Annotated in this window: 10 protein-coding genes; 2 read left to right on the top strand and 8 right to left on the bottom strand. The window is 58.4% G+C overall.

The annotated features are described in order from the left end of the window. Positions 1–47 precede the first annotated feature (47 nt). The 7 genes from FB593_RS21070 to FB593_RS21040 all read right to left on the bottom strand — a co-directional run bounded on the left by FB593_RS21070 (position 48) and on the right by FB593_RS21040 (position 7840). Positions 48–1100: an ABC transporter ATP-binding protein gene (locus FB593_RS21070; RefSeq protein ID WP_145166893.1), complete on the bottom strand. Its 1053-nt coding sequence runs from the start codon at positions 1098–1100 to the stop codon at positions 48–50. Positions 1101–1118: 18 nt separating this feature from the next. After that, complete coding sequence (locus FB593_RS21065; RefSeq protein WP_145166892.1) at positions 1119–1961, bottom strand: carbohydrate ABC transporter permease; 843 nt, start codon at positions 1959–1961, stop codon at positions 1119–1121. Further along, positions 1951–2883, bottom strand: coding sequence for a carbohydrate ABC transporter permease (locus FB593_RS21060; RefSeq protein ID WP_004431155.1), 933 nt, complete (start codon positions 2881–2883; stop codon positions 1951–1953). The genes FB593_RS21065 and FB593_RS21060 overlap by 11 nt, the downstream gene beginning before the upstream one ends. A gap of 10 nt (positions 2884–2893) precedes the next feature. Then, positions 2894–4165, bottom strand: a complete 1272-nt coding sequence (locus FB593_RS21055; protein ID WP_145166891.1) for an ABC transporter substrate-binding protein — start codon at positions 4163–4165, stop codon at positions 2894–2896. Positions 4166–4214: 49 nt separating this feature from the next. Beyond that, complete coding sequence (locus FB593_RS21050; protein WP_145166911.1) at positions 4215–5816, bottom strand: FAD-dependent oxidoreductase; 1602 nt, start codon at positions 5814–5816, stop codon at positions 4215–4217. Between the two features lie 5 nt (positions 5817–5821). Then, on the bottom strand, positions 5822–6892 hold the full coding sequence (locus FB593_RS21045; protein ID WP_145166890.1) for a LacI family DNA-binding transcriptional regulator: 1071 nt from the start codon (positions 6890–6892) through the stop codon (positions 5822–5824). 210 nt (positions 6893–7102) lie between these two features. Next, complete coding sequence (locus FB593_RS21040) at positions 7103–7840, bottom strand: prolyl oligopeptidase family serine peptidase (protein ID WP_013761149.1); 738 nt, start codon at positions 7838–7840, stop codon at positions 7103–7105. Positions 7841–8127: 287 nt separating this feature from the next. Here FB593_RS21040 and FB593_RS21035 point away from each other — a divergent pair, with 287 nt between their 5' ends. Both FB593_RS21035 and dinB read left to right on the top strand, forming a co-directional pair. Next, the gene (locus FB593_RS21035) at positions 8128–10194 is read left to right on the top strand and encodes an ATP-dependent helicase (RefSeq protein WP_145166889.1); all 2067 of its coding nucleotides are present in this window, start codon (positions 8128–8130) and stop codon (positions 10192–10194) included. 23 nt (positions 10195–10217) lie between these two features. Beyond that, entirely contained in the window at positions 10218–11297 is a 1080-nt protein-coding gene (gene dinB / locus FB593_RS21030; RefSeq protein WP_145166910.1) for a DNA polymerase IV, read from the top strand. Positions 11298–11595: 298 nt separating this feature from the next. Here dinB and FB593_RS21025 read toward each other — a convergent pair whose 3' ends face one another. Beyond that, the gene (locus FB593_RS21025) at positions 11596–13767 is read right to left on the bottom strand and encodes a TonB-dependent siderophore receptor (RefSeq protein ID WP_111809816.1); all 2172 of its coding nucleotides are present in this window, start codon (positions 13765–13767) and stop codon (positions 11596–11598) included. Between the last annotated feature and the right edge of the window lie 50 nt (positions 13768–13817).

The following is a 13817-nucleotide window of genomic DNA, read 5'->3' as shown; positions in this document are numbered from 1 at the left end:
TATCTGATCAGGCCCTCGGCCCGCGCAAGAGGCAGATGGCCTCGTGATCAGTTCAGCCGCGCTCCGTCTTCACTCGAAAACAGATGGACGCTGTTAAGCGTCGGCGAGACCATGATGCTGTCGCCGACTGCCTGCCCTATGCGTTCCCGAAAGACGCCGAGCACCTTGGTATCGCCGAGTTTCATGGTGACCTGCGTTTCCGATCCTAATGGTTCAACCAGCATTATCTCGGCAGGCACGCCGCCGGCATCAAGCAGGAAGTGTTCCGGGCGGATGCCGTAAACGGTCTGTTTGCCGGCAAAGCCGGCCGCGGAAACTGGCAAGGGCAACACGATACCTGCGGTTTCAAAACCTCTTTCAGTTATCGCGCCTGTCAGGAAGTTCATCGATGGCGAACCGATGAAGCCCGCAACGAACTGATTTGCCGGGTGGTCGTAAAGTTCGAGCGGCGTGCCGATCTGCTCGACCCTGCCGCCATTGAGAACCACGACCCTGTCGGCCATCGTCATCGCCTCGACCTGGTCGTGCGTCACATAGATCGTGGTGGTCTTCAGCTTCTGGTGCAGCGCCTTGATCTCGCCGCGCATGACGACGCGCAACTTCGCATCAAGGTTGGACAGGGGCTCATCGAACAGGAACACCTGCGGATTGCGAACAATGGCCCGGCCCATCGCAACACGCTGGCGCTGGCCGCCGGAAAGCTGGCGCGGATAACGGTCGAGCAGCTGCGCAAGGCCAAGAATATCCGCTGCCCAGTTCACCTTTTCAGCAATTTCCTGCTTGCTGGAACCGCGGTGCTCCAGCGAAAAGCCCATATTGCTGGCCACCGTCATATGCGGATATAGGGCATAGGACTGGAATACCATGGCGATATCGCGGTCCTTGGGATCGAGATCGTTGACGACCCGTTCGCCGATCCTGAGTTCGCCGCCGGTAATCGTTTCAAGACCGGCTATCATCCGCAACAGGGTCGACTTGCCGCAGCCGGAAGGCCCGACAAGCACAACAAACTCGCCGTCCTTAATGGCGAGATCGATGCCGTGAATGGTTTTCACCGCGCCATAGCTTTTGCGGATGTCGGAGAGAGTAACGTGAGCCATCAATCGGTTTCCGGTTCTTCAGCCCTTGAGGCCGGTATGGGCGAGGCCTTCGACAAACTGCTTCTGGGCAATCACGAAGACGATGAGCACGGGCAGCGCAGTCAGCGTCGCTGCGGCAAGCTGGATGTTCCACATCGGCCCGCCATAGGCGTCGGTATATTGCGTCAGCGCCTGCGGCAGCGTGAACATCTCGGCGCTGGAGAGAAAGACGATGGGTTCGAGGAACAGGTTCCAGGAATGCAGGAACGTAAAGATCGCGACCGAAGCAAGCGCCGGCTTCGCCAGGGGCAAGGCAATTTTGCGAAATATCTTGAAACGTCCAAGACCGTCGACGCGTGCGGCCTCCTCCAGCTCCCCCGGCAGTGTCACAAAAAACTGCCGCATGACGAAGGTGGCAAACACGCTTGGCGCCCCGAAAATCGGCACGAGGATCAGCGGCCAGTGGGTGTTGACCATGCCTGCCTTCAGGAACATCTGGAAGAGCGGCACGATCGTCACTTCGGACGGGATCAGCAGGCCAAGCAGCACGATCATGAAGGTCACATTGGCGCCCGGAAACCGGATACGTGCGAAGGCATATCCTGCCATGGAGGAGACAATCATCGTGCCAATCGCCACGACAGCAGCAATATAGGCGGAGTTCCAGTATTGCCGCACGAAGGGTTGCAACTCGAATACCTTCGCATAGGTCGTCCAGTCGTGGCTCTGCGGGATGAGCTGCGGTGGGAAGGCGAAGATGTCGCTGATCGGCTTGATCGACGATGTCACCATCCACCAGGTCGGAAAGACGAACGGGATCAACAGCACGCACAACAGCCCGTAAAGCGCCACCTGCATGCGGGGGGAAAGGTCAGCTTTCATAAAAGACGATCCTCTTGCGCATCTGCCACTGGGCAAATGTCAGCACGGCAACGATCAGAAACAGCAGGATGGACAGCGTCGAGCCGTAACCGAAGAAATGGAACTGGAAGGCCTGCTGATAGAGGTAGTAGACCAGCACCGTGGTCGACAGACCCGGCCCGCCCTGGGTCAAAACAGCGATCTGAGCAAAAACCTGTAACGAGCCGACAATGGTGATGATCGAGGTCAACAGGATCGTCGGGCTGATCAGCGGCAGGGTGATGCGACGGAACTGTTTGAAGGCTGGCGCACCGTCGATGCGGGCGGCCTCGTAGAGTTCCTTCGGCACGCCCTGAAGTGCCGCCAGGAACAGGATCATGTTGAGCCCGACATTCTTGAAGACCTGTACGACGATGACCGAAATCATCGCTGTCGTCTCCTCGCGCAGCCAGTTGGGGCCTTCGATGCCGACCATCAGCAACATGCCGTTGATGCCGCCGTTCTTCTGCAGCAGGAAACCCCAGACGATCGTCCAGGCAACCAGAGACACGACGACGGGCGAGAAGAACAGCGTTCTGAATATCGCTATGCCGGCAAGCTTCTGGTTGAGCAGCACGGCAAGCAGCAGCGCCAGCGACAGGTTGAACACGACGAGGCCGGCTGAGAATATCCCGGTCGCGCCCAGCACCTCCAGAAGATTGCCGTCTTCGATGAGCATCCGGTAGTTCTGCGCACCGGTATAGGTGAAGGTATTGGCGAGCACGTTCCACTCATGCAGCGAATACCAGAACACCAGCCCGAGCGGGATCAGCACGAAGATGATGATCCCGATCAGCTGCGGGGCGATGAACAGAAAGCCAGCGAGACTGTCGCGCCGCGCGATGGTCCAGAACGCCGATGCAGGGCGATGCCGGGGACGGGTAATCTCCTGCGCGACAGCCATGGCTTTCTCCTCAGCGCTTCAGGAGCGGCGCGATCTGGCCGCAGATTTTTTGAAGCGCTCCCGCGACATCGGCCTCCGGCCGCCAGACCGCATCGAGGTTTGAGCGCACGATCTGCTGTATCTGGGCAAAGCCGGTGTGGCCGGGCATAACCTTGCCCGTGGCGATGCCTGATATGACGACCTTTTCGATCTGTTCCTGGCTGAGCAGCGGATTGGTTTTTTTCAACACCTCCGCATTCAACAGCGACTTGCGTGCCGAGGGGAAGAACTGGCTGAGCTTTGCCGAATTTTCCGGATTGGTGATGTAAGCAACGAATTCGGCCGCCGTCTGCGCATTCTTGCCGGACTGCATGACGCCGATGCCGGCCTGCCCGATCAGCGCGTATTCACCGGCCGGTCCTTTCGGCAGCGGCACGAGGTCCCAGCCGAAAGGCTTGTCCTTCGGCAAAAGCGAGGCCCGGCTGATCTGGGTAATGGTCATCGCGGCATTACCGGCAAAGAAATCGACCGTCTCGCCGGGGCCGGGCATGGCCCTCTTGCTGAAGATGGCGTCATGGATGAACGACACCGCATCCGCCATCGGCTTTTCTGCCATGGTGCACGTTGCGCCATCCGCGCTCCAGGGCGATGCGCCCCAGCCGTTCCACACGGAGGTCAGATATTGCCAGCTCTGGTAATTGAAGTCGCGGACGACAATCCCGCCCTTGCCGGATTTCGAGACCGCCGAGGCGGTCGCGATGGCGTTTTCCCAGGTCCATTCGCCGGCAGCGATCATCTCCGCCGGCGTCTTTGCACCTGCGGCCTTGATGAGATCATTGTTGACGAAGACCGCAAAGGGCGAGGTCGAGAACGGATAGGCGAAGAGCTTTCCGTCCTGCGACCAGCGTTCCGTGGCCCCGGCGCTGACTTCGTCGAGATTGTAACCCTGTGCGGCCTTCAGCGTGTCGGTGAGCGGATAGAGCGCGCCTGATTTGACGAAATCATAGGCCGAGGTCTCGAAAATCCAGGCCATATCAGGCGCATTGCCGCCCGCAATCTGGGTCGTGAGCGCAGTGGTATAGGTGTCGAAAGGCAGGGACTCATAGGTCACGCTGACATTCGGATGGTCCTTTTTGAAGCCGGCTGCGATGTCGTTGAACAGCTTTAGATGCGCCTCGTTGGCACTCCAGATCGTCATGCGCAGCTTGACCGCATCCTGTGCCGCCGCTGCCCCTGCCAGCGCAAACGAGCCGATAAGGGCCAGCGCGCAGGCCGTGGTTTGCATTTTCCAATGACTATTCATTCCCAGTCCTCCTCCAAAGATGGGTTCGATCGAACGACAGTCCGCCGTCCTAATAGGCCGCGATATCCGGCCAGCGTATTTCAATACCTTCGCGGGTTAGCGCCGTCTGGAAGGCATGAAGATGGTCATCGTCTTCCTGCACCTGATGCGGTGTGAGACCTTTTTCCAGGCAATAGGCCGCCAGCATTCCAGCCACTTCGCCGATATTCCATTCGACTGGATGCAGGCGGTAGCAGCCATTGGTGATATGCGTCGTGCCGATGTTCTTGCCCGCCGGAATAATGTTCTTCACGCGCTCGGGTATGAGTGCGCCAAGCGGAATCTCGAACGGGCAGGAAGGCACATCGATATAGTTGTCGCCACCGGTCGATGGGTGCAGATCGATGCGGTACATGCCGATGCCGATGCTGTCGCGATAGCGGACAGCCCCCCTGTCACTGCGAACCGTGTAGGAAAGATCCTGTTCGACGATGCGCGTGACCGGCTTGATGCGGCGGCTTTCCCGGATATAGGGCGCCATGGCAAGGCCGTGTTCGGTGCCGGTAATATCGCCTCTGAGGCGCAGGCCGCGAAAACCCTGTCCGCCATCAAGGCGCGGCGCTTCTGTCTGCAACCAATAAAACACCGAATAGGAAAGATCGGCCGCCGCCTTCAGATGCCGCGCCTTTTCTTCTTCCGACACATCGATGATGGTGCCGTCCATATAGTCGATCATCGGCCAGTTCACGAGGCAGATGTCGGATTTATAAAAACCTGGCGCAAAGTTCTTGCGTGCCGCGATGCGACGGAAAATCCAGAGGTTTTCATCGCCACCGCCCTTGCGCTGGTCGGCATCGACCAGCAGCGGATCGTCGTCCGGATTGGGCGTGAAGGAGCGGGTCGTGTGTTCCAGCGTGCGCGGATGCGGCGCGGTGAAACCGAGCATCGGCCCACCCCAGAAATGCGGCTGGTACTTGCGCCAGTAGTCGTAATTATCAGGCTTGTCGATCGTCTGATCGCCGTCGACATGATCGATTGCAAAGCAGATCGACACGGCCTGCACATTGTCAGGCTGGGCGCTGGCCGGCGCGCTGGGCTCCCCCGTGTCCGATTGCGCCTCGAACCCCTTGGCATATTCCGTGCCCGTCATCGGCAACAGATCGCCAAGCTCGGTGGCATCAAGAATGTAGTCGGCGGAAATGACGATCTCCGCTCCGCTGTCGCGATGGCGCACGGTGACCGCGCGGACCCTATCGCCGTCCACATCGGCAGCAACCGGCCGATAGGGCTTGAGCACCGTCAGCCGGTCGGCGCCGATATAGGGCATAAGCATGCTTTCCATCACCGCAAGGCTGACGCGCGGCTCGGCGCAGATGCGGCTGACCCAGCCGCCACCGGGATTGAGGTCACTCCAGGAGCGGGCGCCTTCCGTCAACGGATAATGGTCGCGGTAATATTGGCGCACGCCGTTGCGCAGCGCGCGATAAGAGCGGGTGATGCCAAACTGCTCGACCCAGCTATGTTCGTCCGATGGAACGGCCTGGCTGGTCAACTGACCGCCGATCCAGTCATATTCCTCGGTCATGATCACGCGCTTTCCGGCGCGTGCGGCACCGAGCGCCGCCGCCACGCCGCCAAGGCCACCACCGACCACAAGAATGTCTGCTTGCATCTCTTTCACGTCGTCTCATCCGTTTTGTTGACTGGGGACTTATCTGGGGAGGCCACTGGAGCCGGCCCCAATGTTTCACCCTTGACGGGTTGGCACTTGAGTAGAATTTGACTTCCCGGGCTGCCGGTCTCGATGCGGTTCACCAGCATTGCAGTCGCCTGCCGGCCCATCTCTTCACGGGGAATTTCATAGGATGTGAAACGCACCGGGCTGCGGCCGGCACGAATATGGCTGCCGATCACGACCATCGAAAACACGTCGGGCACCCCAATTCCGCGCTCCCGTGCCAAAGTCTCGACGCGCACCGCATCCGCCAGTTCTATGAAAAATGCCACCGTCGCGCCGCTTTCGATGATCGCGTCGAGGATCTTTTCGGCAGGCCGGTTTACCGCCTTTATGTGCAAGGCAAGCGTCGCCGCCGTACCGAGCGCATCACTGAAACCTCGCCAGCGGTCGGCAATCGATTCCGCCGGACCCGCAGGGCCGATATAGGCGAGTTTGGAATGCCCGAGCATCATGGCATCTTCAACAAGCTGCCGTGTGCCCGCGCCATAGTCGCCGCCAACATAGGGCACGGGCCCGCCAGCATCGTCGCGTCGGCCGATCGCCACGAATGGATAATCTTCCGAGACCAGCCGGGTAAGCTCCTTGCGGTCGAATTCACGGCCCAGGACCAAGCAGCCATCGGCGATCCGGAGCCTGTTGCCCTCGGAAAAAATCTTGCGGTTGTTGCCGACGCCGGCACTGGTCAGCAGCAGAAGATCGTACGCCTGCTGTTGCGCCTCTTCCTCGATGCCCAACAGGAACGGCGTGAAGAAGTCCGCCTGTGCGCTTGGAAAAGCAGGCTCGTAGGTGAAGACGCCGAGGATGCGGTTAAGCCCCTTGGCCATGCGGCGCGCGATCGGGTCCGCGACATAACCCGTCTTGCGAATGACCGCCTGTACGCGTTCGCGTGTTTCTGCCGGGATACGGGCGATCGCGGTCGGCGCGCCGTTCAGAACAAGCGATACTGTTGCCTGACTGACGCCGGCAAGCTTCGCAATATCGTTCTGAGTAAGGCGTTTATGGCTGGTCACGCAATGCCCTCCCCGACACTCGTTGGCTGCTAATACGTATTAGCAGTTAATGCGTATTAGCACGACTTCCCTACTCTGTGTCAAGAGGCGAAAGACACGCTTGCGGAGAGATGTTTTGACGAAGGCTTATCAGGCGGCCAGCCCGGCCTTATGACGGCCGAGCTGGGTTATGGGCTTCCATACCAGCGGTAAACGGTACCCGCTGCGGGTTCAGGGTGCCGAAGGCGTCTTTGCGTCTGCAAGCTTTTGCTGGAGAAGCCAGGTCCACATCGCCTCATCGCCGAGCACTTTTGCCTCCACCTCTTCATGGTTCGTATCTTCAAAAACCGTCAGCCGCACGTTGCGTTTCAGTTCCTGGAGACGCTGGACGAGGACAACAGTATCGGACAAAGGAATCACCTCGTCCCTTGAGCCGTGAAAGGCCCAGAAGGCTGTCTTTTCATTGGTGCGGTTGAGGTAATGGCGGATGCCGCCACCGGCAATTGGGACGACCGCAGCAAAAGTTTGTGGAAACTGCTCGGCCATTGACCAGGCGCCGAACCCTCCCCGGCTATATCCGATCAGATAGATACGGCTGCGGTCCACCCGATGATCCGCCACAACGGAAGCCAGCACGCTTGCGACACGTTCGATCGGATAAAGTAGTTCCTCGCTCGGATTTTGCGGCGAAAACACCATGAAAGGAAAATCACGGCCCCCTTCGATCAATTTTGGCAGGCCGCTGCGGCGCAGCTTTTCGACGTCGCTCCCGCCCTGATCGCCGCCATGCAGCCATACCACGAGAGGATAGGTTTTGTCCGAACCGGCATAGTCTTTGGGCGTATAAAGCAGATAATTGATATCCGACGCGATCGTGGCGTCAGACCTCATGGCCTTCTGCTCGGCAAAGGCAAATGTCGATGTGGCCAGTGCCGCAACAGCGATCAGGCATAGTTTCAGATGCTTCATGCTTTTGTCCTCCCAACAAACACGTCTTCCAAGACGCGACTGGTGAACTCATCAGCCGCCGGGTTGGTTCAGTGGTTTGAAAAGCATGCCGGTCAACACGCCATGCGGAACCCGATTGAGGCTGCGAATATCGATCAGCCAGGTTTGTCCACCGCAGTCTGGAGGGCAGAGACATGCGTTCATTATTTGTTCTGGCCTGCTGTTTGAGTTTTTGCTAATCATTGCAACAAGAGTGCTTTTGAAAAATGCCGTCGTCGTGCGGATAGGCAAATATCAGGGATGCAGGCATGGCGGTTGCCTATCTGGACAAACTGAACGAGCAGCAACGCAAGGCCGTAGAACATGGCGTTGGGCCTTCAGGCGGACACACGGCTGGACCGTTGCTGATCATCGCCGGTGCCGGTTCCGGCAAGACCAATACGCTGGCGCACCGGGTGGCGCATCTGATCGTCAATGGCGCCGATCCTCGCCGCATCCTGCTGATGACGTTTTCACGGCGTGCCGCTTCCGAAATGTCGCGTCGTGTCGAGCGTATCTGCAAGCAGGTCATCGGCGCTAACGCCGGAGCCCTCACGGATGCGATGGCCTGGTCCGGCACGTTTCACGGGATCGGCGCGCGCCTCTTGCGAATCTATGCGGAACAGATTGGACTGGACGTGGATTTCACGATCCACGACCGTGAAGACAGCGCTGATCTGATGAACCTTGCCCGACACGAGCTGGGTTTCTCCAAGACCGAGAGCCGTTTTCCGACAAAGGGCACCTGCCTTGCGATCTATTCGCGCGCCGTCAATTCACAAACGCCACTGAAAGAAATCCTGCGCCAGCACTATCCATGGGTGTCCAGCTGGGAAGAAGAGCTCAAGCAATTATTCGCCGCCTATGTGGAGGCCAAGCAGGCCCAGAACGTTCTCGATTACGACGATCTTCTGCTCTACTGGGCCCAGATGGTCAGCGATCCCGACCTTGCAGGCGATATCGGCAATCGTTTCGACCACGTGATGGTCGACGAATATCAGGATACCAACCGGCTGCAGGCCGCGGTGCTGATGGCACTGAAACCGGGCGGTCGCGGATTGACCGTCGTGGGTGACGATGCCCAGTCGATCTATTCCTTCCGGGCAGCAACGGTGCGCAATATCCTTGATTTTCCGGCATCTTTCAGCCCGGCCGCCGATATTATCACCCTTGATCGCAACTATCGCTCGACACAGCCGATACTGGCTGCCGCCAATGGTGTCATCGACCTTGCCCGTGAGCGATTCACCAAAAACCTCTGGACCGAACGACAGTCACTCGAGCGGCCGAAGCTCGTGACAGTAAAAAGCGAAACCGAGCAGGCGAACTTCATTATCGACCAGGTGCTGGCCAATCGTGAGACCGGCATGACGCTGAAGCAACAGGCCGTGCTGTTTCGCACCTCCAGTCATAGCGGGCCGCTTGAAGTTGAACTTACACGCCGCAACATTCCCTTCGTCAAATTTGGCGGCCTGAAGTTTCTCGACAGTGCCCATGTAAAGGACATGCTGGCGGTATTGCGTTTCGCGCAAAACCCGCGCGACCGCGTCGCCGGTTTCAGGCTACTTCAGATGCTGCCGGGTATCGGGCCGAAGAAAGCCGGCAATATTCTCGATACGATTGCGGCAGATCCCGAACCTTTGCTCGCCCTTGCCGAAATTCCGCCGCCACCCAAAACCGGTGAGGACTGGGTATCCTTCGTGCAGTTGCTGGCGAACATGCGAAAATCGCACGGCGGCTGGCCATCAGATATCGAGCAGGCGCGGCTCTGGTACGAGCCCCACCTCGAACGCATCCATGAGGATGCCGCGACGCGGAAGGCCGATTTGCTGCAACTCGAGCAGATTGCCGGCGGCTATCCTTCCCGCGAACGCTTCCTCACCGAACTGACGCTCGATCCGCCGGATGCCACCAGCGATCAGGCAGGCGTGCCGCTGCTCGATGAGGATTACCTGACGCTTTCAACCATTCATTCGGCAAAAGGCCAGGAATGGCGCTCCGTCTTTATCCTGAACGTTGTCGATGGCTGCATACCCTCCGATCTGGGCGTCGGCTCCACGCATGAAGTAGAGGAGGAACGCCGGCTGCTCTATGTCGCCATGACTCGCGCCAAGGACAGTCTGTCACTGATAACCCCGCAACGGTTCTTCACCCATGGCCAGAACGCGCAGGGCGACCGGCATGTCTATGCCGCTAGAACCCGCTTCATACCGGCAACTTTGCTGCAGTTCTTTGAAACAGCCACCTGGCCGCTGGTTTCGGCCGCGGCCTCCGAGCGCAGCGCGCAGCAGATCCGCATCGATGTAGGCGCGCGGATGCGGGCGATGTGGAAATAGGGAAGATCGTACAGGCTGGAACGATGGATAACACGGCTGTTCGAAAGATCATCCATATCGACATGGATGCCTTTTATGCATCGGTGGAGCAACGCGACAATCCCGCACTTCGCGGCCTGCCCGTCGCCGTCGGCGGATCGGCTGCACGAGGCGTGGTGGCTGCGGCAAGTTACGAGGCGAGAACCTTCGGCGTCCATTCCGCCATGCCGTCCGTCACTGCCAAACGGAAATGCCCGGATCTGATCTTCGTACCGCCACGCTTCGAGGTATACCGGCAGGTGTCGCAACAGATACGCGAGATATTTGCCGAATATACCCCTCTGATCGAGCCGCTATCGCTCGACGAAGCCTATCTCGATGTGACCGAAAACCTGAAAGGCATGGAGATCGCCACCGAAATTGCGCTGGAGATCCGCGCAAAGATCAAGGCTGTCACCAGCCTCAATGCATCTGCCGGCATCTCCTACAACAAGTTTCTGGCGAAGATGGCAAGCGACCTGAACAAACCGAATGGCCAAGCCGTCATCACGCCGAAGAATGGGCCTGGCTTTGTTGAAGCCCTGGCCGTCAAGAAATTTCATGGCGTAGGACCCGCCACGGCCGAGCGGATGAAACGGCACGGCATCGAAACAGGGCTCGATCTCAAGTCGAAATCACTCGGTTTTCTGCAACAGCATTTCGGGAAGTCTGGCCCTTATTTCTACAACATCGCCCGCGGCATCGATGAACGGCAGGTCAAGCCCGATCGCATCCGCAAATCTGTCGGCGCCGAGGACACATTCGTCGAGGATATCGACGATCTCGACTTAGCGAAGGCGGAGCTTGGCCCTTTGGCTCAGAAAGTCTGGCGTTATTGCGAGGCCCACGACATCGCGGGAAAAACTGTGACCGTGAAAATCAAATATTCGGATTTCAGCCAGGCAACACGCAGCAAAACAGTGTCGGGAGCCGTGTCTGACCTCGCAACGATCCAGGAGATGTCAGAGACCCTGCTTGCCTCCGTCTTTCCATTCAAACGTCCGGTAAGGCTGTTGGGGATTACCCTTTCCTCGCTGAGCACCGAAGAGAGTGAAGAGGAAGCGCAGCTCGCGCTTGGCCTGTGATGACCCTGTCCCGAAAACGAAAAAGCCCGCCGCGGGAGGAGGTGCGGCAGGCTTTCCGAAATTTCGAACAACGGCTGGGAGGAGGAGTGCCATTGTTCACAAGACAACCCTTGGGAGGAGGATAGGGTCATCTCAATCCGAAGCTTTGCGGGAGGAGGTGCATCGCTTCGATGAAAACAAGATACCCGGTTTTGCCGCATATTAAATAGGCTTTAATGCAGCGCAGCCATGCAAGAAACGCACGAGTCTGCTTTCATCAGCAGCGGCAAGACCCAGATGGATTGCGCCGCCTGTACCCTTAGAATTTCACGCTGGCCGTGAGGCTGACGTTGAAGGGCTCGCCGACGGCATTGGCGTAGCTGGTGGAGCCAATGGATGAGGTATAATAGCTTTTGTCGAAGATGTTCTTCAGATTGAGCTGTAGGGTCACCGGTTTCTCCAGCTGAAGCGTATAGGTCGCAAAGGCGTCGAAGACGGCATAACCCGGCAGGTCATAGGAATTGTCGTTGATGCCGGCACGCTGGCCGACGGTCCGCACTCCTCCGCCGATCCGCAGCGTGTTGCCGTTCGGCCCGACCTCACCGACATCATAGGCAAGAAACAGCGAGCCGGTGTGACGCGCGACATTCGGCAAGCGCTTGCCGGCATAGGTGGAATCTTCGAGAACGAGAGCGTCCGTATAGGCATAACTTGCGATTAGATCGAGACTATCGGTAAGGTTGCCGGCAATATCCACCTCCACCCCACGCGAGCGAACGAGACCGGCGGCCTTCACCGTCGACACACCGCCTACATCCTCCGAATAGGCGACATTGCGCTTGCGGGCATTAAACAAGGCAATATTGGCATTCAAGCCGGTGAACAGGTCGAACTTGGCGCCCACCTCATAGGAAATGCCCTCCTCCGGATCGAGCCCGCCATAATAGGCTCCGATCGAGGATTGCGGGCGGAAGGTTTTCGCCACGTTGGCATAAAGGGATGCATCCGGCGTGATCTTGTAGACGAGACCGGCATTGGGGATGAGTTCGCCGCCATTGTTCTGGGTGTTTACGACGAAGGGGCGGCCTTTGCCGGCATAGATGTCGTAATACTGGTAGCGCAAACCGCCGACAGCGATCCATTGATCGCCCAGATGCACGGCGTCCTGCATATAGATCGAAGCAGTGGAAAGCTCCTCCGTCTGGTCGCTGTCGACGTCCCTGACCGTCGTGCACGCCGGCAACCTGCCGTAAACGGGATTGTTAATGTTGAAATTCGAGGAATTTGCGCATCGCAACATGTTGGTGCGCAGCGTGTCGCTGTAATCGTAGGACATGCCGAACAGCAGATCGTTGCGCAGGCCACCAATATCAGCCTCACCGGTCAGGTCAGCGCGGGCCGCGTGGTTGTAGATGGTGGAATATTGCGTGGCGTCAGCGCGCCGCGTCACCTGCCCCGTGCGGGAATTGTAACCCATCACGCGGGCCTGGTTGTCGGAATATTCGTTTTGGCTATAGGCGTAGTTCAGCGACAGTTTCCAGTCTTCGGACAATTGGCGGTCTATCGAGATACTCGCCAGATCGGATTTGCCATCGGTGATGTTATAGGCCTCGTCCAGCCTGAGACGTCGGCTGACATTGATTGCCTTTCCTGTCGCCGGATCGAAGATCGTGCCGCGATCGAAGGGCACGCTGTAATCCTCATGCATATAGGAAACCGTAATGTCGGTATCCTCGCCGCTCCATTTTAGCGAGGGTGCGATCAGCCAGTTCTTTTTCTCACCAAAATTGCGCCAGTAGTCGCTGTTCTCCCCCTGACCGATCAGGCGATAGGAAAAATCCGTTCCCGCAATAGGTCCGGTCACATCGAAACCGCCGGATGTACCATACTTGCCCGCCCCAAAGGCTGAGAAGCGCGAATAGGCTTCGGCGGAGAAAGTATCTTCAGGCCCCTTCGTCACGACATTCACCATGCCGCCCGGATCGAGAATGCCGTAGAGCGTGGAGGCTGGCCCTTTCAGCACTTCCACTCGCTCCGCCGTATCGTTGAAGGAATGCGGCAATGCGGTCTTCAGCCCGTTGATGAGGATCGAGCCGTCGCGATTGTCACCAAAACCACGGCGGATAACGGCATCCTGCGTGCCTCCCAGCGTGTTTGACTGGGTAACACCGCTGACATTGGCGAGCGCATCATCAAGCGAGCGCGCCTGTTGGTCACGCAGCACTTTGTTTGTCACGACGTTGACCGATTGTGGAATATCGAGGATCGGCGTCTCGGTGCGCGTCGCAGTGCCCGTGGTTATCGGCTGATAACCGCGTGCGCCTTTTTTGACGTCGGCATTGACGGTTATCGTCTCAAGCACGGTCGTCCCGTCGGCATTTTTCTTCGGTGCCGTGTTCTCCTGCGCAAAAGCAGGCAGGGCAACTCCGGCCAGAAGCAACGCCAACAGCGCTCGCGAGCCTGCCTGAATGATCATCGAACCGTCATGCATCTGTCTTGTCCCCGGCTGCCCCTTACGTCATCGCGACGATGATGCACCGC

Source organism: Rhizobium sp. SJZ105, assembly GCF_007828365.1.
Lineage (GTDB): Bacteria > Pseudomonadota > Alphaproteobacteria > Rhizobiales > Rhizobiaceae > Agrobacterium > Agrobacterium tumefaciens.
Note: the sequence above shows the minus strand (reverse complement) of the source record. Positions and strands in the feature narration are given on the sequence as shown.

Bases quoted from the DNA above. Each gene is read 5' to 3' on its own strand.
- FB593_RS21025 (WP_111809816.1), bottom strand. From the start codon at position 13,767: ATGCATGACGGTTCGATGATCATTCAGGCAGGCTCGCGAGCGCTGTTG.
- FB593_RS21070 (WP_145166893.1), bottom strand. From the start codon at position 1,100: ATGGCTCACGTTACTCTCTCCGACATCCGCAAAAGCTATGGCGCGGTG.
- FB593_RS21050 (WP_145166911.1), bottom strand. From the start codon at position 5,816: ATGCAAGCAGACATTCTTGTGGTCGGTGGTGGCCTTGGCGGCGTGGCG.
- dinB (WP_145166910.1), top strand. From the start codon at position 10,218: ATGGATAACACGGCTGTTCGAAAGATCATCCATATCGACATGGATGCC.
- FB593_RS21035 (WP_145166889.1), top strand. From the start codon at position 8,128: ATGGCGGTTGCCTATCTGGACAAACTGAACGAGCAGCAACGCAAGGCC.
- FB593_RS21065 (WP_145166892.1), bottom strand. From the start codon at position 1,961: ATGAAAGCTGACCTTTCCCCCCGCATGCAGGTGGCGCTTTACGGGCTG.
- FB593_RS21055 (WP_145166891.1), bottom strand. From the start codon at position 4,165: ATGAATAGTCATTGGAAAATGCAAACCACGGCCTGCGCGCTGGCCCTT.
- FB593_RS21060 (WP_004431155.1), bottom strand. From the start codon at position 2,883: ATGGCTGTCGCGCAGGAGATTACCCGTCCCCGGCATCGCCCTGCATCG.
- FB593_RS21040 (WP_013761149.1), bottom strand. From the start codon at position 7,840: ATGAAGCATCTGAAACTATGCCTGATCGCTGTTGCGGCACTGGCCACA.